General features: G+C 51.8%; 16 protein-coding genes. 5 read left to right on the top strand and 11 right to left on the bottom strand.

What is annotated here, in order from left to right:
- Window positions 1-2 precede the first annotated feature (2 nt).
- Both HA49_RS00945 and HA49_RS00940 read left to right on the top strand, forming a co-directional pair.
- Window positions 3-980: an SIS domain-containing protein gene (locus tag HA49_RS00945; protein ID WP_038017264.1), complete on the top strand. Its 978-nt coding sequence runs from the start codon at window positions 3-5 to the stop codon at window positions 978-980.
- A 9-nt stretch (window positions 981-989) separates the two neighbouring features.
- Window positions 990-1,811, top strand: a complete 822-nt coding sequence (locus HA49_RS00940) for a PfkB family carbohydrate kinase (protein WP_038017263.1) — start codon at window positions 990-992, stop codon at window positions 1,809-1,811.
- Window positions 1,812-1,858: 47 nt separating this feature from the next.
- Here the strand turns inward: HA49_RS00940 and HA49_RS00935 are convergent, their stop codons facing one another.
- Together HA49_RS00935 and HA49_RS00930 are read right to left on the bottom strand one after the other, a co-directional pair.
- Window positions 1,859-2,800: an FAD:protein FMN transferase gene (locus HA49_RS00935; RefSeq protein WP_038017261.1), complete on the bottom strand. Its 942-nt coding sequence runs from the start codon at window positions 2,798-2,800 to the stop codon at window positions 1,859-1,861.
- Complete coding sequence (locus tag HA49_RS00930; protein ID WP_046791619.1) at window positions 2,797-5,592, bottom strand: flavocytochrome c; 2,796 nt, start codon at window positions 5,590-5,592, stop codon at window positions 2,797-2,799. The genes HA49_RS00935 and HA49_RS00930 overlap by 4 nt, the downstream gene beginning before the upstream one ends.
- A gap of 614 nt (window positions 5,593-6,206) precedes the next feature.
- Between HA49_RS00930 and HA49_RS00925 the strand changes: the two genes are divergently transcribed.
- The 3 genes from HA49_RS00925 to ahr all read left to right on the top strand — a co-directional run bounded on the left by HA49_RS00925 (window position 6,207) and on the right by ahr (window position 10,693).
- Entirely contained in the window at window positions 6,207-7,721 is a 1,515-nt protein-coding gene (locus HA49_RS00925) for an anion permease (protein WP_038017259.1), read from the top strand.
- 150 nt (window positions 7,722-7,871) lie between these two features.
- Window positions 7,872-9,518, top strand: a complete 1,647-nt coding sequence (fumA, locus tag HA49_RS00920) for a class I fumarate hydratase FumA (protein WP_038017257.1) — start codon at window positions 7,872-7,874, stop codon at window positions 9,516-9,518.
- Window positions 9,519-9,673: 155 nt separating this feature from the next.
- The gene (gene ahr / locus HA49_RS00915; protein WP_038017254.1) at window positions 9,674-10,693 is read left to right on the top strand and encodes an NADPH-dependent aldehyde reductase Ahr; all 1,020 of its coding nucleotides are present in this window, start codon (window positions 9,674-9,676) and stop codon (window positions 10,691-10,693) included.
- Between the two features lie 50 nt (window positions 10,694-10,743).
- Here the strand turns inward: ahr and HA49_RS00910 are convergent, their stop codons facing one another.
- The 9 genes from HA49_RS00910 to HA49_RS00865 form a co-directional block, all read right to left on the bottom strand.
- Window positions 10,744-11,847, bottom strand: a complete 1,104-nt coding sequence (locus HA49_RS00910) for an oxidoreductase (protein WP_038017252.1) — start codon at window positions 11,845-11,847, stop codon at window positions 10,744-10,746.
- Window positions 11,848-11,880: 33 nt separating this feature from the next.
- Window positions 11,881-13,353, bottom strand: coding sequence for an MFS transporter (locus tag HA49_RS00905; protein ID WP_038017250.1), 1,473 nt, complete (start codon window positions 13,351-13,353; stop codon window positions 11,881-11,883).
- 434 nt (window positions 13,354-13,787) lie between these two features.
- Window positions 13,788-14,600: a hypothetical protein gene (locus HA49_RS00900; RefSeq protein ID WP_038017248.1), complete on the bottom strand. Its 813-nt coding sequence runs from the start codon at window positions 14,598-14,600 to the stop codon at window positions 13,788-13,790.
- Window positions 14,601-14,873: 273 nt separating this feature from the next.
- Window positions 14,874-15,539, bottom strand: coding sequence for a DUF799 domain-containing protein (locus tag HA49_RS00895; protein ID WP_046791618.1), 666 nt, complete (start codon window positions 15,537-15,539; stop codon window positions 14,874-14,876).
- 1 nt (window position 15,540) lies between these two features.
- Window positions 15,541-15,897 carry a DUF4810 domain-containing protein gene (locus HA49_RS00890; protein ID WP_038017246.1) on the bottom strand — a complete coding sequence of 119 codons (357 nt, stop codon included), beginning with the start codon at window positions 15,895-15,897 and terminating at the stop codon, window positions 15,541-15,543.
- A gap of 12 nt (window positions 15,898-15,909) precedes the next feature.
- Entirely contained in the window at window positions 15,910-16,587 is a 678-nt protein-coding gene (locus HA49_RS00885) for a CsgG/HfaB family protein (RefSeq protein ID WP_038017244.1), read from the bottom strand.
- 446 nt (window positions 16,588-17,033) lie between these two features.
- Window positions 17,034-17,270 carry a hypothetical protein gene (locus tag HA49_RS00875; protein WP_052752413.1) on the bottom strand — a complete coding sequence of 79 codons (237 nt, stop codon included), beginning with the start codon at window positions 17,268-17,270 and terminating at the stop codon, window positions 17,034-17,036.
- An 89-nt stretch (window positions 17,271-17,359) separates the two neighbouring features.
- Window positions 17,360-17,644 carry a hypothetical protein gene (locus HA49_RS00870; RefSeq protein ID WP_038017241.1) on the bottom strand — a complete coding sequence of 95 codons (285 nt, stop codon included), beginning with the start codon at window positions 17,642-17,644 and terminating at the stop codon, window positions 17,360-17,362.
- Complete coding sequence (locus HA49_RS00865; RefSeq protein ID WP_046791626.1) at window positions 17,616-24,677, bottom strand: two-partner secretion domain-containing protein; 7,062 nt, start codon at window positions 24,675-24,677, stop codon at window positions 17,616-17,618. Before HA49_RS00865 ends, HA49_RS00870 begins: the two co-directional genes overlap by 29 nt.
- Window positions 24,678-24,781: the final 104 nt, after the last annotated feature.

Raw genomic sequence — 24,781 nt, 5'->3', positions numbered from 1 at the left:
CTATGAATCCAGCCACTGTGATTAACGCCTTACTCGGGCAACATTTTCCTGATGACCGCCCATTAAAGCAGATAGCTTTAGTGGCCTGCGGCGGCTCGCTGGTCGATATGTATCCGGCTCACTATTTTTTAAATCGTGAATCCATTCAGCTCCGTAGTTACATGATGACAGCCAATGAATTTGTTCATGCGCCGCCCAAAACGCTGGGTTCTCAGACGTTAACTATCATCTGCTCACATGGCGGCAATACCCCGGAATCGGTGGCGGCCGCCCGGCTGGCAAAACAGAACGGAAGTATTACCATTACGCTGACGCACAACCCAGAGGCAGAATTACTCAAATGGTCAGACAGTAATGTGCTCTACGAATGGGGTGACGACAGCCAGGTCATCAATAATCCTATGGCTCAGATCCTCTGCTACTGTGTGGAAGCCCTGCAACAAACAGAAGGTTTTAAGGGTTATGATGCCTTTATGCAGGGACTGGAACAGATAGATGCCATCATTGCTGCCGCCTGTGAGAAAAATCAGACGGCCTGCCTGAGCTTTGCCCGGCGTTATCAGCACGAGAAGCTGTTTTATATCCTGTCCAGCGGTGCCTCTTATGGCCATGCTTATGGTTTTGCCATCTGTTCTTTAATGGAAATGCAATGGCTGAATGCTGCCAGTATACACAGCGGCGAATACTTTCATGGTCCGTTTGAAGTCACCGATGCGCAGACGCCCTGGATTGTCATGGTGAACGAAGGACAGACCCGGGCGCTTGATTTACGGGTCACCGAATTTTTACCGCGTTACGCCGAAAAAATTGAAGTGGTTGATGCACGGGCTCTGGGGCTGTCGGCGATTGATCCCGCAGTGGTTGATTATTTCAATCCGGTATTATTCTACAGCGTCATGTGTGGCTACCGGGCAGCCCTGGCCGATATCCGTCAGCATCCGTTGGAAACCCGGCGGTATATGGGTAAGACTCATTATTGAGGAGTGTCAATGAAAGTATTGGGTGTCGGCGACAATGTTATCGATCGCTATTGCCATATCGGAATGGGCTACCCCGGCGGCAATGCGCTGAATTTCAGTGTGTATGCGGCCATGCTGGCAGCAGACTCTGCTTACCTGGGGATTTTTGGCAATGATTTGCAGGCCCAACATCTGCAACAGGTGCTGACTCGTCGACAGGTAGATATCAGCCATTGTTTACAGGCAGAAGGTGAAACGGGCCATGCCAACCTGACATCGGTCGACGGTGAACGCATCTTTCTCGATTCAAACCAGGGCGGATTACGACGTCATATTGCCATGGATTTTATCCTGCAGTCTGCCGACTGGCTGGAACAGTTTGACCTGATGCACACCAGTGCCTACAGCTATATGGATCATCTGCTGCCTCAGTTGGCTGCACTCCCCGGAAAATTATCTTACGATTTTTCAGATGATTTCGACCTGCATCAGGTACTGCCGTTGTGTCGCTGGCTGGATTTCGCCTTTTTCTCATGCGCGGAGCATGATGATGAAGCCATCGTAAAATTGCTGACCGAAGTCCATCGTCAGGGATGTCCGGTAGTGGTTGCCACTCGTGGTGCAAAGGGCGCGCTGCTGTTTGATGGTGAGCACTGGCTGCAGCAGGCTCCACAGCCACTGATTCCGGTGGATACCCTCGGGGCAGGAGATGCATTTATCACCGCTTTCCTGCTACAACAACTGTCCGGGGCTGGGCTAACCGAAAGCCTGAAGTCCGCCAGCGATTTTGCCGGAAAAATCTGTGCACTGAACGGCTCTTTTGGTGACCCTCTGCCACTGGATTCACTGTGATCTGCCAGACGAATTGCGGTTGATACTGCAATGGGTAACCTGCTCCCCTATATTGGCCGGAAACTAAACTGTCGCTGCGACGGGCAAACTACCTGCCCGTCGCGGGTGATAAACAGCGCTTCCATTGACGGATGGTCAGACAGCCAGTCGCAGGCAGCCCGGAGTCCCATGCCATATAGCTGGGAACTGTAAATCTCGCCTTCTGTCGAACATTCGCTAATCACGGTCACACTGAGCAGATCGTTATCCAGAGGATAGCCGGTACGCGGGTCAAGGATATGGTGGTAATGGCGGCCCTGGTAAACAAAAAAGCGTTCGCCCACCCCGGAAGTCACCACCGAACGGTTGGCCACCTTGATTACACCGCACAATGCATTACTGGCAGAAAAAGGTTGCCGTACCCCGACACTCCAGCGTCCGGACGAACTTCCGTCAGGGGATCCCATCACCCGGAGATTGCCTCCCAGGTTGATCAGTGCGTTTTCTACCCCGCGAACCGCCAAACAGCCACACAACACATCGGCAATGTAACCTTTAGCAATCGCCCCGGCATCAATTTCCATGCCCGGCAGGGTGAGAAACAGCGAGCTGTTCTCCCGGTCAGCAATCACTGCCCGGGGATCTGTCAGTGCCAGCAGCGCCTTAATCTCAGCGGCCGGGGGCAGTGAATCACCGCCAAACCCTATTTTCCAGCGTTTGACCAGCGGACCGATCGCCAGGTTAAAGCAGCCGCCCTGCAGGCTGGCCTGCAGGGCAGTTTCAGTCAGCGAAAATACCTGAGGGTCCACCACCACCGGATGCTTACCCGCGGCACGATTGACCGCCATCAGCTGTGAATCCGGCCGGTTAACCGTCAGCAGATCTTCCAGTTGCTTAATTTTGGCAAATAACTGGCGTGCAAGTTGCGGGTTGTGTTGCGTAAGCTGTATTTCGATATCGGTGCCCATCAGCACCGCACGATAACTGCAACGGCCCTGCCCGTCGGTCATTTTTCCTCCCGGGCACGGCGACGGACATAATCTGCCGCACTGTCACCCGCAACACGCCCAAAAATCACGATATCGGCCACCGCATTACCGCCAATCCGGTTACCGCCATGGATTCCACCCACCACTTCACCGGCAGCAAACACCCCGGCCAGCGGTTGTTGTTGCTGATCAAGGACTTCAGCCCGGGTGTTTATGGTAACGCCCCCCATCGTGTGATGAACCCCTGGCGCAATACGGATAGCATAATAAGGTCCGTGATCCAGCGGTTGTCGCAGTGCGGTGGTCCGGCCAAACACATCCGGCTGTTGTTTCAGTACCACCCGGTTGTAATCTGCCATTGTCTCCTGCAATGCAGCGGCATCCATCTTCAGAGCATCGGCCAGTGCTGCCGGGCTGTCCGCGCTGATGACAAATCCCCGCGAAATATAGGTTTCGGTGGCTTTATTCTGTTCGCGAATCTGCTGGTCGAAGATAATCCACGCCGAATGCTCTGCTAAACCGATAATTTTTGCTGAGACTTTATCGCGGGTGTCCATTTCATTAATAAAGCGTTTCCCCTGCTGACTCACCAGTATCGCCCCGCCACCGCGAATCGCTTCTGAGATAAGGTAAGAGGTAGTCTGTTCGACCGTGGGGTGAATCTGAATTTCCCCCATATCTACCGTACCGGCACCCAGCGCCTGCAACAGCGCGATACCACTGCCAGTGGCTCCGGCATGGTTGGTGGTCACAAATCCTGCCAGTTCCGGACGGTAATGCACCACCATCTGCGGGTTAGCACTGAATCCACCGGTCGCCACAATTACACTGCGGGCCGGTATTTGCAGGGTTTCATTCTGAGCGGTTTGCACTGTGACGGCAGAGACTTTACCGGACTGGCAGTGGATTTCTGTCACACTGCTCTCCGTCATGATCTCAACCGAGGGCTGCTGCTGGACATTTTTTAGTAATCCGCTGACCAGATAGCCCCCGACCGCCGAGGCATCTGCCGGACGGTGAGTCCTGTCGATGCTCATGCCGCCGGTAATAGTGATATCACTTAATACAATGCCGTGGTCTGCCAGCCAGTCGATAGCCAGCGGTGCCTGTTCGACAAACGCGCGCAGCAATACGGTGTTATTCTTGCCCTGCCCGCCTTTCAGTGTTTCCTCATAGAACAGCTCTTTGCTGTCACGGATTCCCTTCACTGTCTGGAAACGGGTTTCAGCCGCATTCATGCCGACCGAAGCCTTCAGAGTATTCCCGCCCGGCACCGGCATTTTCTCGACGATCAGGACTCTGGCCCCCTGTTCACTGGCCTGAATCGCTGCGGTCAGCCCGGCACCACCGCTGCCGACCACCACCACGTCATAGCCGGAAGCGTCTTCCCCTCCTTCCTGCTTCTGCCGCTGGCGCGCCGACGCCATCATGACTCTGGCTACCGCTTGTTTCACTGCCTCACTCTGGGTGGTCGCGCCGGTGACTGCATCGACATAAGGGCTGTTGGCATCGATGATGCGTGAGCGTAACTCCATAAAATGGGTGGTAAATTCAACATCCGCCGTCTCAGGCAGTTCCATTGACAGATCGGTGATTCGCTCATCGGACAGGGTCACCGTCAGCCGACAATCCCCCTGTTGATCCTGCAATATCTCACTGAATTCTCCGGCGGCAAATTTCCCCCCCGCCAGACTCATATCCCGTACCATGGCCGCCACCTGCGGGAAGTACCACAGCGGCTCCGGAATAAACAACGCCTCGCGCTGACGACTGTCAATGGCAAATGCCAGACGTTGTCCGGCCAGCAGTTTCCTGCACCAGTCAGGGCTGGCAATGGCAGCCCTGCCGACAGCCACCAGCGCATAGCCATGTTCCAGCGCCTGTCTGGCCATTTCGCCACTGATAATCCCGCCGACCCCTATCACCGGCACCCGCTTCAGGGTGTCTGTACCCTCTGCCATATATTTATCAATCAGGGGCCGGGGATCATCGATATCGTTCAGAGAGCTGCGCAGCGTGTTGTTCATGGAGAAATGCAGGTAATCCAGCCCCTGAGCAGACAGCTTGTCCAGCAGATACAGGGTATCGGCAAAACGGATCCCCGGCTGTTCGGTCTCTTCCGGAGAAAAGCGATAGCCGATAATAAAACCGTCAGCGGCATATTGCCGGGCCATTTTCCTGGCCACCGCCAGCACCGCCAGCGGAAAGCGGGTGCGTTTTTCCAGGCTGCCGCCCCACTCGTCCTCACGGCGGTTAGCATGAGGAGAGAAAAACTGCTGAATCAGGTAAGTATTGGCGCCGTGCAGTTCTACGCCGTCAAAACCTGCACTAATGGCCCGGCGTACCGCCTGACCAAATTTATCCACCATCTCACTGACTTCTTCACCGCTCAGTGCCCGCGGCACCGCCATCCCTTCTCTCGGCATCGCCACCGCTGACGGGGCCACCGGCTGGCGCCCCCCAATCAGGAAAGGTTCGCTCATCCGTCCGCCATGATATATCTGCAACACGGCTTTAGATCCACGTTCTTTTATCGCCGTAGCAATTTTCTGTAAACCGGCAATTTTATTATCATTGTCGATACCCAGCGCCCCCGGAAAAGCCGGGCCGTTATCCTCAACATAACAGCATTCCACAATCACTGCGGCGGCATCACCGGCCCGCTGGCGATAGTATTCCACCAGTTCAGAGGTGACACTGCCATCATGAAATCCGGCACAGGTGGTCATCGGGGCCATTACAAAACGGTTTTTCAGGGTGGCGCCACAGGACAGGATTAACGGTTCTGAAGGCTGCAAATCAGGATGGGGCATGGGTTACTCCACAAAAGGTCAGATGCTTTAAATTTTAAGATCGCGGGATGGCATAATGCTTATCCATCCCTGTGACAGATATCAGAATTCAACCACAGACCAACCACCAGACATATGACGTAAATTAATTAAAACCGCAAAAAATGGAAAAAATAAACCCTCGATGCACATCAGGGTCGCTCATCTTTATCCGCGAGCTAATCTTAGCGGCGAATAATTTTAACAATTAATAAAAACATTAATAACAATAGCGGGGAATGATAAAAATACCTACCAAAACAAGTCATTATTTATTTACGGCTTTCAAATTTGCGGCAAGAAGATTTTTATTCTGTAACAGAATCAATCACTAATAATTAAAATGATATTTCACGGCCACCCTCAGTTTAATTTAAAAAATAAAAAATAATTATGTTTCGTTGATCCGGATCAACCGTAAAAAACAGAGAGCTACGATGATAGAAATACTTTATCCGTCAGTCAGATGAGGTACTATGCCAGCGTTAATCATCGCCTTTGGAAACACGGATAACCTGTGAAACCCGGCCGGCTCCAGACATAAAAATAATCTGTACGCTGCTCCCTGAATAATTAAACCACCTACAGAAAAGACTATGAACGTAAAATTAACCACTCCGCCGCCGGTGACAGGGACTCCCCCCTCCGCAGGCAAAAAAAATCGTCTGTTATTGCTGCTTCTGCCGGTCGTTGTCGCACTGCTGATATTATGTGTGCCGGTGCCCGAAGGATTACCGCCTTATGCCTGGCATTTCTTCGCCATTTTTGTCGGAGTGATCGTCGGTTTAATCTTTGAACCTCTGCCAGGTGCGGTGATCGGCCTGACCGGAGTGGTTGTGATAGCCCTGTTTAGCCAGTGGCTACTGTTCAGCCCGCAACAACTGGCCACCCCTGGCTTTAAACTGGCCAGTCAGTCGTTTAAATGGGCGGTCAGTGGTTTTGGCAACTCTACGGTCTGGCTGATTTTCGGGGCGTTTATGTTTGCCGCTGGCTATGACAAAACCCGGTTTGGTCGTCGGCTGGCCCTGATTCTGGTGAAATATCTGGGTCGCCGCAGCCTGACTCTGGGTTACGCGATTACCTTTGCCGATTTATTACTAGCCCCGTTTACTCCGTCTAATACCGCCCGCAGCGGTGGCACCATCTATCCGATTATTGCCAACCTGCCGCCACTGTATGGATCCAAACCTAATGACCCCAGCGCCCGGCGCATCGGTTCATATCTGATGTGGGTGGCCATTACTGCCGCCTGTATTACCAGTTCGATGTTTTTATCGGCTCTGGCCCCTAACCTGCTGGCCCTCGCGCTGGTGAAAAGCATTACCGGGATTACCATCAGTTGGGGCAACTGGTTTATTGCCTTCCTGCCGCTGGGGGTGATCCTGATACTGGTGATGCCGCTGCTGGCTTACCTGTTTTATCCGCCGGAAGTGAAACTGAACGACGAAGTCCCACGTTGGGCTACCCGCGAGCTGGAGAAACTGGGTAAGTTGTCCCGCAACGAAATCCTGCTGTTGGTATTCGTCTGTTGTGCGCTGGCGATGTGGATTTTTGCGGCCAGCTGGATTGAACCCGCCATGGCGGCACTGCTGGTCATTACCCTGATGCTGTGGACCGGCGTGCTGAACTGGAATGATATCACCGGCAACAAGGCCGCCTGGAATACCTTTACCTGGTTTGCCACCCTGGTGGCGCTGGCCGACGGCCTCTCATCGACCGGATTTATCGGCTGGCTGGGTAAAGAAGGTGGCGCACTGATGGGCGGGATCTCTCCCGGTGTAGCCTGCATTGTGTTAGTGGTGGCGTTCTACCTGCTGCACTATCTGTTTGCCAGTACCACCGCGCATACCACCGCCCTGCTGCCCGCCATGCTGACTATCGCCGCTACCATCCCGGGCATGGATATGCAGGTATTTTGTCTGCTGATGGTCACATCTTTGGGTGTAATGGGCATTATCACCCCTTACGGGACCGGGCCAAGCCCGATATACTATGGCAGCGGCTATCTGCCCACCGCCGATTACTGGCGCCTGGGGACCATTTTTGGTGCGATTTTCCTCGTCGCATTACTGGTCATCGGCTATCCATGGATGGTTATGGTGTTTGGCTGACAGAGCAGGTTTATCGCTGCAGGTATTCATGCGTTAAGAGATTATCCCCCCGCGGCAGGCTGAAGCCGTCAGACGGGGGGAAATAATAATTACCATCAGTATTTTGCGAAGCGCAACGGTGTTCCGTTGCCACCGGTTAAGTGAGAAAACATGTCGAATACACCGTTCCATTATCAGGACCCTTTCCCGTTAGCCAAAGACGATACCGACTATTACCTGCTGAGCAGTGATTATGTGTCGGTTGCTGAATTTGACGGCCGGGAAATCGTTAAAGTTGAACCACAGGCACTGACCCTGCTGGCACAACAAGCCTTTCATGATGCCTCTTTTATGCTGCGTACCGCGCATCAACAGCAGGTCGCGGCGATTCTGGATGACCCGGAAGCCAGCAAAAACGATCACTATGTCGCGTTGCAGTTTCTGCGCAATTCAGAAATTGCGGCCAAAGGCGTGCTGCCGACCTGTCAGGATACCGGTACCGCCATTATTATGGGTAAAAAAGGCCAGCAGGTCTGGACCGGCGGTGGTGATGAACGGCATCTGACTGAGGGTGTGTTTAATACCTTTCAGCAGGACAACCTGCGTTATTCACAGAACGCCGCACTGGATATGTATAAAGAGGTGAACACCGGCACCAACCTGCCGGCTCAGATTGATCTCTACAGTGTGGATGGTGACGAGTACAAATTTCTTTGTATTGCCAAGGGTGGCGGTTCCGCCAACAAAACTTACCTGTATCAGGAAACCAAGGCGCTACTTAGCCCGGGCAAACTACAACAATATCTGACCGACAAAATGCGTACCCTGGGAACGGCCGCCTGCCCGCCTTACCACATCGCGTTTGTGATTGGCGGCACCTCGGCCGAAAGTACCCTGAAAACAGTGAAACTGGCTTCAACCCATTACTACGACGAACTGCCGACCGAAGGTAATCAGTATGGTCAGGCATTCCGCGATACCGAACTGGAACAGGCATTGCTGAAAGAAGCTCAGAACCTTGGGCTGGGTGCACAGTTTGGGGGTAAATATTTTGCCCACGATATCCGGGTTATTCGTCTGCCTCGCCACGGCGCATCCTGTCCGATTGGGATGGGCGTCTCCTGTTCGGCCGACCGGAATATCAAAGCTAAGATTAACCGTGAAGGTATCTGGATTGAGAAGCTGGAGCATAATCCGGCACGTCTGATTCCTGAGCATCTGCGCGAGGCCGGGGAAAGCACTGTTGTTGAGGTAGACCTTAACCGACCGATGCCACAGATTCTGGCCCAGCTGTCTGAATATCCGGCCTCCACCCGCCTGTCACTCAACGGTACGATTATTGTGGCCCGCGATATCGCCCACGCCAAACTGAAAGAGCGGCTGGAAAACGGTGAAGGTCTGCCGCAGTACATTAAAGATCATCCGGTTTACTACGCCGGCCCGGCCAAAACCCCCGAAGGCTATGCCTCCGGCTCTCTCGGCCCGACCACGGCAGGGCGGATGGATTCTTACGTGGATCTGTTGCAGTCTCACGGCGGCAGCATGATTATGCTGGCGAAAGGTAACCGTAGCCAGCAAGTGACCGATGCCTGCCGTAAACATGGCGGTTTTTATCTGGGCAGCATCGGTGGCCCGGCCGCGGTACTGGCACAACAGAGTATAAAAAGCCTGGAATGTGTCGAGTATCCGGAACTGGGGATGGAAGCTATCTGGAAAATCGAAGTGGAAAATTTCCCGGCGTTTATCCTGGTGGATGACAAAGGCAATGATTTCTTCAGCCAGATTCTGCAGAATCAGTGTGCCGCCTGCACAAAATAACCGCAAACACTCCCGGCCTGCGACCTGCGCAGGCCATTTCCGCAATAACGGATAACCCTTCAGTTAACGAATGTCATACTCTCAGCGGCGATTTTTTTTGGTGGCTGTTGCACAATGTCCTACACTGACAGCCACATCCCCGACAGGAGAACATCATGAGCAAGATTAAAAGCTATGCCGCCGCACAAGCGGGTGCAGAACTTGAACTGTACGAATTTGACGCCGGCGAGCTGGCTGCCGAAGATGTTGAAGTGAAGGTGGAATACTGCGGTATCTGCCATTCTGACTTATCAATGATCGATAATGAGTGGGGCATTTCACAATACCCGCTGGTTGCCGGTCATGAAATTGTTGGCCGTGTCCATGCCCTGGGGAGTTCCGCGCAGAGCAAAGGCCTGAAAGTGGGCCAGCGGGTGGGTATTGGCTGGACAGCACACAGCTGTGGTCACTGCGATGCCTGTATCAGCGGCAGCCAGAGTAACTGTCAGCAGGGCACAGTACCCACTATTCTGAACCGTGGCGGTTTTGCAGAAAAAATCCGCGCCAACTGGCAATGGGTGATCCCGCTGCCTGAAGCTCTGGATATTGAATCAGCGGGGCCGCTGCTGTGCGGTGGTATCACGGTATTTAAACCGCTGTTGCAGCATAATATTACGGCTACCAGCCGTGTCGGAGTGATTGGTATTGGCGGTCTGGGCCATATTGCCATCAAACTGCTGCACGCCATGGGTTGTGAAGTCACAGCCTTCAGTTCTTCCCCGTCGAAAGAACAGGAAGTACTGGCGATGGGTGCCGATAAAGTGGTTAACAGCCGCGATCCACAGGCGCTGACCGCACTGGCAGGTCAGTTTGATCTGATTATTAACACCATTAACGTCGATCTGGACTGGATGCCCTACTTCCAGGCGCTGGCCTATAATGGTAGCTTCCATACCGTGGGTGCAGTGATGAAGCCATTCCAGGTTCCGGCATTTACCCTGATTTCCGGTGACCGCAGTGTTTCTGGTTCATCGACCGGTTCACCGCATGAACTGCGCAGCCTGGTGAAACTGGCGGCCCGCGCCGGAGTGAAACCACAGACTGAACTGTTCCCGATGTCGAAAATTAATGATGCGATTCAGCATGTTCGTGACGGTAAAGCCCGTTATCGCGCCGTGTTAAAAGCCGATTTTTGAGCCAACGAAAAAGGCCCGTGATACGGGCCTTTTTTTCAGCGGTTTGCCGGTTATTCGCCGGTTTTACCCGCCTGCTCTATCGCGGCCATCGCCTGATACAGGCTGTCGGCAGTCACTTTCACTGGCAGTAAATGGATGGTTTCATGCGAACGCAAAGTATGGGCAATCATCCGGTCCATCTCATCACGCTGATGCAAATTAACCCCCAACTCCGCCAGGGTGACCGGCAGTTTCAACTGACGATAAAAATGCAGCAGTTTGCGGATATCCTGTTGCTGGTTCAGTAACGCTGCCTGCACCAGAATCCCGTAAGCCACCTTAATCCCGTGCAGGATGGTATGCGTCTGCGGCAGTACCGTCAGTCCGTTATGCACGGCATGAGCGGCCGCCACCCGGGTAAAGCGTTCGCCCAGGCCACCAATCAGTCCGCCACCGGCAATAATGGCATCCACGACCGCAATAAAACGCGCGGTTAGCTGCTGTTGTTGCTGATCACGCAGTGCTCCGGCGCTGTCGCTGAACAACAGATCACGTAATCCTTCGGCCATTTTTAAGGCGGTTTTAGCCAGATAAGGCACACTGTCTGCCTGCTCATCCGGCAGCAGCACCCGCGCTTCGTACCATTTCGCCAGCGTATCACCAATCCCCGCCAACAAATATTCGGCAGGCGCCTGCAATATGATTTCCGGCTCGACCAGTACCAGATGATTAGACTGTTTGAAAATTTCGTACCCGACATTGCTGCCCGCGGCGTTGTACCAGACAGATAATGGCGTCCAGGCGGCACAGGTCGCGGCAATGGTCGGTATCAGAACCACCGGCAGTTTCAGCCGGTCGGCCAGTGCTTTGGCGGTATCCATCACGGTTCCGCCGCCGATACCAATAATCACTTTACGGCTGTCACCGGCCTGTGCAATCAGCTGGCTGATTAACGGTTCACTGCAATGCTCCCGTACACAATGCTTCTCTGCGGTAACGGCAGACCAGACCGGAGGCAGAAACGATTCTGTGGCCGCAATGGCACGCTCGCCATACAACCAGAAAGCCTGCTGCAGATCAGACTCTGAATAGAAGTTTTCCAGCTCACGTAATGCGTCGGGAAAGCAGTAATAGTTTGCCGGACCCGGGACAACCTGAATTTCTGTAAATGACATCATTAACTCCGTAACAGGTGTTTTTTATTAATTTTATTGAGTCACTTGCTGATAATCTTCAGCATCAACATCATAACCCGACGGTTCCCAGCGGATGACAAACAGCGCCAGCAGACCGATGACCGGGGACAATGCAATCACCCAGAACAACCCGGTATCCAGGTTAGCGGTCAGAATCGGGAACAGGAACAGGGCCAGCGTAGAGCTGAAACGGGTAATGGTCTGATTAAGCCCGACACCGGTACCGCGAATAGATGCCGGGTAGCTGAGAGAGGCGTATACCATGGTGTGAGCCCCCGGACCAAAGCCCTGGCCCAGCAGAAACAGCGCAAGGAAAGCACAGCAAATCATCGCCTGAGCGGTATCTTCCGGACGCCCTGCCAGCGCCAGTCCCAGTAAAGCCACTAACTGACATCCGTAACCGGCAATCGTCATACTGCGGGCACCCAGTTTCGGTACCAGCCGAACTGCGGCCATGCCGCCGGTAAAGGCGAACAACAGATTCAGTGCCAGTGATACCAGAATGGTGGTCAGCATCGACTGCTTAAATAGCGTCGAGATAATGATGGGCAGGCCGAAAGCGATAGCAGCATAGGCAAAAGGTGAAACAAACGACATCACACTGGTCAGAATGGTACGGCTCAGATAGCGCCCCTGTAACAACACCCCGTAGCTCTTCCAGCCCGCTTTACGGGAAGTCACCGGTGCACTGCTCTGCTGCGGAATATCCGCCGCCACTGTCGCCGGGATATTATAGGCCGTCTGAAGAATTTTCGCGGCTGAGGCTAAATCGCCCTGCTGTGCGGCCCATACCGGTGATTCTGTCATATAGCGTTTACGTACCGTCAGGATAATCAGGGCAGGCACTGCGCCGAACCCGACAATATAACGCCACAGATATTCACTCTGGGTGGCCGGCAGCAGATAGAATAAGCCGAGCACCAGCAGATAAGAGACCGAGATGGCGGCGTACCAGGTGGGGCACCACATTGCCACACTGGCGGCTTTATTCCCCCGCCCTTTAAGACGAGAAAACTCAGCGAGAAAGGCCATCGCCACCGGTAAGTCGATACCAATGCCCAGCCCCATAATAAAGCGACTGATCCCCAGCACCTCGGCATTCGGGGCCAACGCCCCCAGCAGAGCAGCGAACACGAAGAAGAACATATCGGCCATAAACACACGATAACGGCCGATTTTATCGGTCAGATAACCCCCGATCACCGCCCCGACAATTGCACCGATGGTGATGGCGGAAACCACCAGCCCGATACCTTCCGGAGAAAGGCCAAACTGGCGGGTGATATCTTTAACCCCGAACGCCAGTGCCCCAAGGTCATAAGCGTCCAGGAATACCCCGCCTAAAGCGATAGCCACGATGATCCGTGCGTTGGTTTTGGCATGAGTTGAATTGTTAACCAGCTGGCTGACATCCGCCGCGCTGCGAATAATATTACTGCCTGGTGTGGCGATATCCGGCGATAAGCCGGCAGAAAGTTGCGTCATAGTTTGCGAGTTTTATCAGTTATATTTTATCGGAAGAAGGTAAATCAAGACGTTTGGACGTCTTAATGTCCAGATTTCCATAATTCGCAAAAAATCGCAAGTTTTTTGGCCAGTGGCAAACGTTATTTAACGCTGATTCACCAGAGTTATCCTCATCAGTTCTGCCTGGCAATGGCTTAAACAAACCCGAACCGAGAGAGGATTTGCCGGGTTCCCCCCCCCTCACCCCCGGGGAGTACCACTCCATGAGTCACCGTACCTGTATCCTCGCAGGGATATTCGGGTAATCTCAGGCCTTTCGATGATTTCTGCAGAATGGAGTTATTTCCGTTATTTTTTAAGCACCAGGAGTGATTGCCTGAGCAGGCTGGACATCATTCTAAATACCCTGAAGCTGAAAGATCCCACCACCTTCGGGAAATGACTATTTTAAATTAATAAGATGACATCATCATGCGAGCAACACCCGCTGAGTTCTCATTGGGAAGGGCTAACATATAGCTCAGTAAATCCTGGTTAATTTCACAGGCAAGCTTATATTTACCCACACCTCGCTTAGGATCATAAATTATCTCTGTATCACTGCCATATTTTATCCTTAGCTTATTGAGTATATTAGCAAAATCACCCCTTGCCCTGAATAACTCATCATCCGTCACTATGTGTTTTTTCCTGCCGTATGAATTCTTAATCATTTCTGCATGTACAGATAATATTTTTGATTTCATTTTTTCAGGAAATATCTTCACAGAGTTAATATTGACAGAGGCTTCAGGGTAGAGTATTCGATAACATAATTCACCACTAATCCCTTTAGCATAGGCAAGCTGCTCCATATTTATTCTAAGAACAGAGACGATATCTTTATTGGTAGCAAACTTATATCGTTTACGTTGTATTCTTTCGATATCACTTTGTAAATCATCGATGTAACTTTGTTGATTTTTATTATCCGCAATCATTCTGGTGATTTTTTCCTTCATTTTATCAAATGACTCCGGATCATATTTTTTTATCACTGCCAGGATCGGTGTACGAAGCATCTGAGCCTCAATACCCTTGATATTCTGCTGTTGCCTGTTTACCTTTACCCGATAGAAATCACCGACATTCCATAAAACCACAAAGACTATAACGACAGAATATACTGTTTTATGACTTATCCATCCTTTTCGTCTGAACGCATCAAATACCAAAAACACTACCATTGCAGAAACCCCTGCAAGATAAATCCGTGTAAAATCCATAAAAAATCCTTTTTAATTTATTCAAAAACAATGAAGTACGTTCCGTAAGGCTCATCTGCGAAGGGGCGTTGGTGAATTTAACCACCACGACGTCATTAAGTTAGTCCGCATTTTCCAGCTTAATCAGTTCATCACAGGCGGATATGGATTTATCGCCCTGGTTAATCTTTTCGATAACTTCATCGGGTTTGTCAGAGGATGTCGTACTGAGGAAATTATTTTCATCAGGGTCACCAAAACATGGCTGACCCTGATGATGAAACGCAGTTAATTTTACAACTGCGTTTTATTATAATTTGGCGACCGGGGACCATACAACAGACCACCGTTTGAGCCTGCACTGAACATACGTGCAACAGTAATCTCTGCAATATCATGGGCTTTATCAGTGGATGAATTTGCAATTTGTGTGATGGCTGCCGCCAGCAAAACGCTAATCACCCCGCCACTACTATTATTCTGATTTTCATTGCTGGATGCCGTTGCCCCGCCAGTCCATAGCTCTTTACCAGTACGGGAATCCACCAGACGTGCAGTTGCTGTCACTCGTGTATCGCTATTCACCACCTGATAAGAGGTACCGTAATCGGTAATTGAGATATACATCACGGCATCGGCACCAAAAGTATCGTGCAATTTTTTAAGCGGGATAGAGCGAATGTCATCCGGGTGAGTCACTCCATTCTGTTTGAAGGTTTCGCTGACCAACGCAACCGGAAATACATAGTATCCGGACTCAGCCAGTGGCATCGTAACCACGCTGAGCAAACTGTTGCTGGCATCGACATCCGGTGACTGATTTTTAGGGGGCAACACCAGAATGCTGCGCGGCTTGCTCTCACGGAATGCCGAATAGTCTGTCGGTTTTTTATTTCCGGTAGTACAGCCGGTAATTAATAGTGCCAGAGCAAGAGTAAATAATGCAGATAATCCTTTCATATTATTGTCCTTTTATTTTCCTGGCCGTCAGGAAGTTAATATAAGATGCCGACTCCGGATACTGACTTTTTTCCGCATTAAACTCCTGCACAGCCAGTTCTGCATTTCCGGTATTACCGTAAAGCATTCCCAGTTGCGCATGAACACCCGGTGGAACTGGCTTATTGTTTGACTTCGACTGTTCAACCAACTTCTGCAAGGTCGCGATTTGTTGCTGCGGACTGGTTTCATTGGTGTAGAATTGATAAATAGCATCCTGATAGCCATTCCAGTTATAAATTTTTGGTGGCGTTTTTGCAGCACAGCCGGTCAGAATTAATATCGCGGTGTAAAGCATGACCTTATTCATTTTTCCCATTTTCAATTCCTTTTAATGAGTATTTCCTGGATTCCATGTGTTGTTGCCAATCGCCGCTACCAGGTTATTTACCGACTCCCGGATAGCCAGATCCAATACCTTGCCATTTAACGTCGAGTCGTAGCTGGCGGTACCGCCAAAGCCAAGGATTTCGCGATTAGACAGCTGATATTCTCCTGCCCCCTGAGTGGTAAATACCACTTCGGACGTTTTGACATTGACGACAGCAAGCGCCACTTTGGCATAGGCAACCTGCGATTTGCCTCGCCCTAAAATACCAAACAGCGCTCTGTCGCCGGTTTCTTTACGACCAAATTCAGTGATATCGCCAGTAATAACATAGGTCGCACCTTTCAGTGTCTGGCCTTTACCACTGATGTTTGCTTCGGTTTTAATCTCATCCATATTGGATCGATCCAGGATATTAAAGCGACCTGTTTGTTCCAGATGGGTGACCAAAATTGTTTTCGACTGATTACCCAGTCGATCCATGCCATCTGAAAATATGCCATTCATGTAGCCTGAGCGGTTATCGAATTTCCCCACCGCTATAAGAGTACGTTGCCCCTGCCAGACTGTTTGCGCTGTTTCAACTTTAGCGACTTCCACAGAGCGAGATGATTCTGTAGCACAACCGACCAGAAGTAACACGGTTAAGCTTAAAGAACCTGCTATCTTTTTTTTAATCATAGAGATAATTCCTTTTATATATTAGTAAAAAAATCCTTATTCATCCATTAATTATAATGATGTTTCAGTGTGAATTTTTCCGAACCAGTGTGAGTTCGATAAGTGGTAATCGCTGAACGGATAATTTCCGCAGAACTGTACACCAGTATTAACTCCCACATCAGTCTCGGCCCTAAAACCAGCATTATTATGCTATCGGTTCCTATTTTTTCTGCAATGCTGGTAGTAAATCCACCAACAACCTATTGCTCCGACGATGCCTCCTGCGATACTTCCTTTCAAAATTTTCAGATAGTCAATAGAAGATAAACCCAGAGTTGTTCCTTGAAAGAAAAAATAAAACAGTTTGATTAAAATCTGTGTAGTTGCAGAGGCAAAAAATATGCCAGAAGGCAGGAAAATAATCAGATAAATAAAAATTAAACACCATTTTGAGCCTGAAATTCTCATTTATCTCCTCCCAGTTTTTTGCCTGCCTGATCATTTCCATATTCAGTTTTTACAGAGCCAGCTATGTTTCCTGTAATACCTGGTGCTGGACTACCAGGTAAAGGCTTAGATATTCCCATACCAATATCAACCCATTCCCAGTTCTTCCAGTTTGGATTAAGCACCTTATCGAGCTGCCCTTGAACCAACTTACCTGCACCATAGCCCAGTCCCGATGCTTTACAGGCCTGCATCTCATTATCAAGCTGACGCGCTTCTGTTGAACTCAGATAGTTATTCTCAACAACAGCTCAATCACGGCCTGATGGGTGAGGATTGCAGTTTACTCATTTGGAGCTTTTTTAACCTGTTGCTCTTGCAATTTAGTTTTTACCCAAACACCTATGCCAGTCAAAACACCTGCAGAAATACCTATTCTTAAGGAATAAAAGAGGTCTTTGTCCCAATTCAAAAACCAAGCCCCTATTTTGATATAGGCTATAGCTCTGCCTAATAAACAACTTATTAACATAAGAACAGTAAAAGATAAGCAACAGATAATTATCAAAAAAATCAAGGTCATGACAGTAGCACCACCCTTATTTTTTATTGGATTTTTCAGCTTCATCAAGTACTCCTTTTACTGTATTCCCAACAGCTTCACCTGCAAGCGAACCACCAATGGAACTTATAGCTTCTGATGCGCCAGCTTTTACAGAAGAGCCTAAAACACCAGATATAACTGAACTCGTGCCACTTCCGCCTAAACTACCAAATCCAGCACCAATAATAGAATTAACTGGATCCTCCCCTTTAATTCCACTCCCTATTGCAGCACCACCCATATTGATTGCTGCCGATGCACCGATACCTTTACCGGTTGTCGCCGCTGAGGTTATCCCGGCCATAATCATATCGACGTAACTGAACGGATCTTTCCCTGTAAGCTGAACTCCGGAATTCACACCCACACCAATTGCCGCATTTAACGCCATACCTTCTTTTATCGTAGTACCCAGGACATTAGTACTAAACATCAGCGGCGCATCGCCAATGCTGGCATTCGATTTATGGTAACCCCAGGTATTCATAATGGTCTGAGCCTTTGCCATAGCCTCAGAATCAGGACTGCGTTTCATGTAATCCTGTCCGGAAAGCAGGCCTTTCACCAGTTCCTGTGATACCGCAGAGCCGTATTCCTTTTCCATCTCAGCGGCGTATACACGCAGATAACCCGCCAGTTCAGCCCGCTCAGTAGTACTCATTTGTGAAGGGTTTTTAGTAAATTTATCTACCAGCGCATCACTGCGCTTATCAGCATTTTCCAGCTTAATCAGCTCATTCGCGGCAGCCAGTGACTTATCACCCTGTTTTATTTTTTCCACGGCTTTATCCAGTTTTGCCGAAGAGGTATTCCCAAGGAAGTTATTCTCAACCGTAGTTTTCCCAGCCTGTGCTGCGGAAAGTGCTGCGCTGCTGCTGTCTCCGGTTACACCGCCCGCCAGTCCGGCGGCGAGGGTCGCCAGCGCGCTAACGGTTTGTTTTTCACCTTCACTCAGTTCACTCACCGGTTTGCCATAGGCATCGGTGGCAATAATCCCTGTGATCTCGCCGGCGGCGGCTCCCACAGCGCCGGCCAGTGCATTGTTGCCCTGTACTGCTGAGAATGCGGCATTTACCGCCGCATGGGCCAGGGTTTTGCCGGTAATGTCCAGCCCGCTGTTACCTATGACCCCGGCAATATAGGGCGCAGCGCCTCCGGCGACCGCCTGGCCGATATCGCCCCCTGCCAGTCCCTGAACAGCCGCAGCAGCGGCCTGAATCACTTTTTGAATGCCGCCACCGGTCCCCATTCCACTTTGGTTAAGTGACTGGTTATAAAAGTCATTATACAGCTGACCACTGATGTCCTGTTCGCTGGCAGTACTGCCAGGATTTTTTTGCTCCCAGCGGGCTTTGGCTTGCTCCCGTTGTTCAGGCGTTGCTGCAGCAGATTGCTGGCTGGCATCTTTACTGGCCATAATCGCCCCTTGTATCAGGACAATATCACTGATCTGCATGCCAATTTCGCTAATCAACTGAGCGGCTTTTAGCCGTTCCTGTTGCTGTTCTTTATTAAAGATCACTGATAATGCCTGATGCGCATTAGCAACATCACGACTGAGCGTATCAGGGTCCTGTGACTGCTGTTGAGTATCACGAATACTGAGAGTCCCGGCGCTGACAGCAGAACCAGTCACTGAGCTGTCACTGTCCGAATCGTTCATGCCACTCAGTAACTGGCTGGCCATGCTGGTGACCAGTTGTCCTGCCACCAGTTGCCCGGGATTGATACCGACACCTCCGGCAGCCCCACTTGCCTGATGACTCACACGGTATTCGGCCTGGTTTTGTATGTCGGAAAAACCCAGAGTACCGGTATTCAGGCTATTTTTTTCGGCCGATGCAGTGGAACTTATCACGGCACCGTTCAGCTGAGTATGTCCGCCGGTATCAATGGTAAATCCTCCCTGACCGGCAAAGATCCCGGTCTGCTCCTGTACCGACTGATAACGGCTACGCATGCTATCTTTGCTGGCGGTATATGACGCGCTGGCCGAGCCGCTACCGGCACTGGCTCCGGCACTGATATTTTTCTGCTGCATATCATAGTCATCACTGTCCTGTTCACTGCTCAGTGTCAGATGACTGCCCGCCCTGACGGTAACTGCATCTGCACTGGCCTGTGCCCCCTGCAGGGTAATATCACGACCACTACTGATATTCAGCGCATGCCCGGCATTTATTACCGTCTCACTGTGGGAGACTCCCTGCCCGTTCTCATGCCCTTTTCCCCGGTTCACCGAAGCATTAATCGTGAATCCGCCGCCGGTCACCGCAGCCCCCACCGAACTGCCATGACTCTCATTCCGGCCTTGCTGTTGCCAGCTGTTTTCTGCGGAGATTAAATTCACATCACGTTGCGCCTGCAGGTCGAGGGTATTTCCCGCCTGCAAACGGCTGCCCTGTATATTGATATCGCCGCCGGTGGCCTGAATTGTCAGATGATTTGCGGCGGCGAGGCTACTGCCCTCACTCACCACCTGTTGACTGGTCTGTTCCGAGGTTGAAGACTGGCTGCCATAAGAGAGATTTAGCCCAATCACACTGGTCACCCCGCCACCACTGGCCTCCGCCAGCCGGACACTCTGAACCGCCTGTGTCGCACTCAGGGCCGTTTTCATATTTTCCAGAACGGCAACCCGCCCGCTGCTTTGCTCTGTGGCTTGCTTAATCCCCGAAATCGCGGAATTCACCAGACTGCCTGCGGCGCCTGATATAGCCAGAGTAAAACCACTCTGTTTTTGTTCAACAGTACGCTTCTGCTGGCTGCGGGTTTCTTCCGCCAGAATATCGACCTGGCGGGCTGACAAACTAAGATCATTTCCGGCCAGTAAGTCAGCGCCACTCACAGTCAGAGTGTCACCGGCCCTCAGGTTGAGGTCCCCGTCGATACTGCCCAGCATACTGGCTTTGCTACCCTCAGAGGCTCCGCTATCGGTTATCTTCAGGCTTTGCGATCCTATGCTTACCCCTACGCCACCGGTACCGGACAGACCACTGCTCTTGAGTTTGCTCCAGTGAGTTTCTTCACGGCTTTCCGCCGCACCGCTCAGGATCAGAGAAGTCCCTGCAGAAAGACTGACATTGTTATCTCCGGCAACACGGCTTCCCTGAACTTTCAGCGATTGCCCCGAACGCAACTCGACCGAATGACCGCTAAACTGCGAGCCGGTTGCCTGACTGACCTGTATTTCATCGTGACTTTCGCGGGTTTCTTTGCTGATAGCGGAGCCACTGCTCTGCTTACTGTGTTCGGTCAGATGCCAGCGGGTATTCCCGGCCAGCAGTTGTAAATCCTGTCCGGCCGCTGCCGACAAATGCCCCCCGGCAATAACCTCTGCGGCCTGCGCCGTCAGATTACGCCCGGCAGAGAGTGTCATATCGCCACCACTGCTGACAGCCGTTGCTTTATCCTGTTGCCAGCTCAGGCTGCGGGTATTACTTCCGCCAAAATCACTGTATTCGCTGCCGGTGATGGTTAGCACATCCAGCAACAGGTCCTGTCCGGCCTGCAATACCACATTGCCGGCGCTGTTCAGCTGGCTGGCGGTCAGCCGGAGAGTATCTGCTGCCGATAAACGTAGTGTCCCTTCGGCATCCTGCAGATAAATGCCGGCCTGCCGGTCAATCATCTGTTGATCCTCTGTACTCGCCAGCGTACTACGGCTGATAAGATTGCCACCCGCCGCTATCTGCAGGGCTTTCCCTGCCTCCAATACTCCGCCCTGATTTATGACATCCCCCTGGCTGGTCAGGGTTAGCTGTTGTGCGGTCATCCTCCCGAGGTTAACCACCGAAGCGGCCTTAATGCTCAGATCCTGTTGTGCCAGCAGATTGCCACTGTTGATCAATGCCTGCCCGGTATCCATCACCAGCTGTTTCCCGGAGATAACTGCGCTGGTCAGAGGATGCCCGCGGGTAGTTTGCAGATAAAGCTGCGGCGTCAGTACGGTCTGCCGGCTGCCATCCGCAAGGGTTACCTCGCGTTTTACCATCCAGACCATATCACTGGTCAGTAGCGCCATCTGTTCAGCGGTGAGAGCTACCCCGGGAACCAGAGAATATTGCCCGGCAAAAGTTATCCCGGCATTCATCAGAGCCTTAAACTGGTCGTTATCATTGTGATAACCGTTAAGGTAACGCTGGCCGGTTTGTTGGGTTATCTGTTCGCGCAGTAGCTGTTGTTCGTAATAGCCATCCCCAAGCCGTTTAAGAACCTGATTGTGATCCTGTTTCAGCGCACTGAGCATGTAGTCACTGCCAATCCACTGCTGGCGTTGGGTAAAACGCGGATCGGTTTCCACCAGATAGCCGTTCAGCGCATCTGGCTGAACACGAAACAGACTACTTTCGGGTAAACGGGCAATTTCCAGCACCTCAGCCACAGAACGATCGCCAGGGATCCCTGCGCTACCCGCCACTGACTGATTCCCGACGATCCGGCTGACCCCGGGATCGATGGTCTCAGTGACCGCTTCCGGGTGATAACTGGTGCGCTTTTTACCCTGGGAGGTTTTTACCGATCCATTTTTTCGTTTTTTCTTTTTGGCGTACCAGTGAGTCAGCGATCCGCTATCACGGGTGATCCGCACTCCGGTCGTCGCGATATTGTTCATCGCCAGCCCCGCAGCTGCATTCAGCGAGCCACCGGCGATGATCTGGCTGTCATAATTATCCAGTTGTCCTCCGGACAACAGTAAATTGCCGCCCGCCAGAATCTTGCCGGGATCACTGAAAGTGACTTCAGTCTCTGTCACCACCCGCTGATAGTCATACTCGTAAAAATCATTATTCCGGCTGCCATCCGGCATAATGGCATCCTGAACGTTATATTTATTTTTATAGCTGGTATCAATATCGTCCCAGTGATAGCGGGTAATTTCGCCCTTCAGCACTGCCTCGTGATAACGGGCATTTTCTGTGACGGTCAGTTGAGTCTCCAGCCCCGCATTCCGGTTAACGATACTGTCTGCCGCCAGTGACAGGTTCCCCATGGCTTCCAGGGTTGCCGCATGATTCACCAGTGAAACAGCTGCACCTTCTGCCTGTCCGTGGGTATTCAGCCAGCCACCTATCCGCAGATCCCCGCCGCTATAGATCAGTGAATGGTTATCGTTATTAATCTGCTGTGCGCCAATATCCAGCTGCTGACGACCTGCCAGAGTGGCGGCAGTGTTATTCCGGGCCAGATTATCCAGAGTTACGGTGGCAACCGACAACCGGTCAGCGTAGATCCGGCCACTGCCCTGATTTATCAGATGCCCGCTCTGCACCCAGCTGTCTCCGCCATCAATCAGACCCTGGTTGGTGAGGGTGGAAACCGTGGTGATACGGGTGTGATTGCCAGTGATTTCACCCGCAATATCATTCATCAGCTCAGCAGAATTCACCTTCAGTCCCTCAGCGGCGGTGATTTTTCCGCGATTATCCAGCAGTCCGCTGACCGAAACTTCCGCACTGCCTGCTGTATTCAACTGGCTACGGTCGTTCAGCAAAGCGCCCCGGCTGGTCACTACAAGCTGGCGATGCGCCTGTACCAGGGTTTGGTTGCTGAGCCGCAGCCCCTGTTCACCGCTGTCAATTACTACCCTGTCCGCTGAAGTTTCGCTGCCATTCAGTACTATCTGCTGACCCCTGAGCGCCAGCTCGCCCCCCGCCAGCAATCGTCCTTCAGACTGCAGTTGATCACTGGCCAGAATACTGAGATTCCCGGTACGGTTAACCTGCCCGTCGGCACCCGCCCCTGCTGCTATCGCACTGCCCTGACGGGCGGCAAAGGTGGTACTACGCACCTGCAGATCACCCTTCGCCTTCAGTGTGCCGGAATTATCCAGCATCCTCTGACTGCTCAGTTGCGCATTACCGTTGGCATACATACTGCCGCTGTTGCTGATGTCAGACGCAGAACTCAGGCTTAACTGACTATCGCTGTAGATTGTTCCCTGGTTGCTAATTTTGCCGTCTGCAGATAACCCGACGTTGCCTGCGGCATACACCGCACCACTGTTGCTGATTCCCGTTGCAGAACTCAGGGCCAGGTTACCGCTGCTGTCAATATTTCCGCGGTTAACAATTTTCCCGTCCGCGGTCAGTTCGACATTCCCGGCGGAGACACCGATATTACCGGCATTATGGACACCAACCCCTTTTTCGGTGCCCAACAGTTTGATCTTATTGGCATACATTCCGCCCAGCAGCGCAACATCGATCGCCAGTGCCGGTCGGGTGCCAGAGTCACCCTGCAGGCTGGAAACCTGCCGGTTTCCTGCGTCCACCTGGTTACGCCCCGCAGTGATCCGCAGATCCTTTGCCCAGAGTGCCGCATTAATTTTGACGGTACGGGAGATCAGATCGGTATGATCCTGACGGCTGGTATCCATTCCCCCCGGACCAATGGCGATCTCACCCTGAGACACCCGATAGCCCGTCAGATTCCCCTCACTGATTTGTACCTGACCGGTAGTTAATGTGGCGCGGTTGGCGTTAATAAATCCGCAGCCACTGCAGGTAATGCCGGCCGGATTAGCGATCACTACCTGTGCCTGCTTACCGGCGACTTCGATAAAGCCGTTAAGCTGGCTGGGATCGCGGGCATTTACCTCATTGAGAATAATTTTAGCTTCGCCCCCGGCGAGCCAGGGATTGGCGGTGACCATTCCGGCAATACTGGTACGGGTATCGGCATGCGAATTGTTCAGCACGACCCCTTTACTGTCGACATCAAAACGGCTGAAGACATTGCGGGACACACCTCCGGCCCCCGGAGTACGAATATTTACCTGCTCCACACCGCTGGCAGTGCTAATCACCGTGGGTTGCTGGCCGGCAGGCGCCGTTCTGTCGGCAATAATCGCAGCCTGCGGGGTAAAACTGACGCAGTTCAGAGTCAGCAATATCGCAAACCGGAGACGACTTAGCAGACAAAGGCGGGAGGAGTCTCTGAGTGCTCGTCCGAAGGAAGATGAAGGAGAACGCCCCGCCAGACCGGCGATATCAGCCACCACCATTAACGACTGACGAGGCTGGCTGAAAATAATGCGATAACGTTGTTTATTCATGGTCGCATCCTGCGAAAAAAACCGCCGCTTCCGGGCCGGAGGGATCAAAAATGTTGACCAGACCGCCCGGAGCAGGAGCGGTCTGGTCATCACTTTAGCTTAAG

It is taken from the genome of Tatumella morbirosei (assembly GCF_000757425.2).
Taxonomy (GTDB): Bacteria; Pseudomonadota; Gammaproteobacteria; order Enterobacterales; family Enterobacteriaceae; genus Tatumella; species Tatumella morbirosei.
Note: the sequence above shows the minus strand (reverse complement) of the source record. Positions and strands in the feature narration are given on the sequence as shown.

Bases quoted from the DNA above. Each gene is read 5' to 3' on its own strand.
- HA49_RS00925 (WP_038017259.1), top strand. From the start codon at position 6,207: ATGAACGTAAAATTAACCACTCCGCCGCCGGTGACAGGGACTCCCCCC.
- HA49_RS00905 (WP_038017250.1), bottom strand. From the start codon at position 13,353: ATGACGCAACTTTCTGCCGGCTTATCGCCGGATATCGCCACACCAGGC.
- HA49_RS00910 (WP_038017252.1), bottom strand. From the start codon at position 11,847: ATGTCATTTACAGAAATTCAGGTTGTCCCGGGTCCGGCAAACTATTAC.
- HA49_RS00930 (WP_046791619.1), bottom strand. From the start codon at position 5,592: ATGCCCCATCCTGATTTGCAGCCTTCAGAACCGTTAATCCTGTCCTGT.
- HA49_RS00865 (WP_046791626.1), bottom strand. From the start codon at position 24,677: ATGAATAAACAACGTTATCGCATTATTTTCAGCCAGCCTCGTCAGTCG.
- fumA (WP_038017257.1), top strand. From the start codon at position 7,872: ATGTCGAATACACCGTTCCATTATCAGGACCCTTTCCCGTTAGCCAAA.
- HA49_RS00870 (WP_038017241.1), bottom strand. From the start codon at position 17,644: ATGAAGCTGAAAAATCCAATAAAAAATAAGGGTGGTGCTACTGTCATG.
- HA49_RS00885 (WP_038017244.1), bottom strand. From the start codon at position 16,587: ATGATTAAAAAAAAGATAGCAGGTTCTTTAAGCTTAACCGTGTTACTT.
- HA49_RS00900 (WP_038017248.1), bottom strand. From the start codon at position 14,600: ATGGATTTTACACGGATTTATCTTGCAGGGGTTTCTGCAATGGTAGTG.
- HA49_RS00935 (WP_038017261.1), bottom strand. From the start codon at position 2,800: ATGACCGACGGGCAGGGCCGTTGCAGTTATCGTGCGGTGCTGATGGGC.
- HA49_RS00895 (WP_046791618.1), bottom strand. From the start codon at position 15,539: ATGAAAGGATTATCTGCATTATTTACTCTTGCTCTGGCACTATTAATT.
- HA49_RS00875 (WP_052752413.1), bottom strand. From the start codon at position 17,270: ATGCAGGCCTGTAAAGCATCGGGACTGGGCTATGGTGCAGGTAAGTTG.
- HA49_RS00945 (WP_038017264.1), top strand. From the start codon at position 3: ATGAATCCAGCCACTGTGATTAACGCCTTACTCGGGCAACATTTTCCT.
- HA49_RS00890 (WP_038017246.1), bottom strand. From the start codon at position 15,897: ATGGGAAAAATGAATAAGGTCATGCTTTACACCGCGATATTAATTCTG.
- ahr (WP_038017254.1), top strand. From the start codon at position 9,674: ATGAGCAAGATTAAAAGCTATGCCGCCGCACAAGCGGGTGCAGAACTT.
- HA49_RS00940 (WP_038017263.1), top strand. From the start codon at position 990: ATGAAAGTATTGGGTGTCGGCGACAATGTTATCGATCGCTATTGCCAT.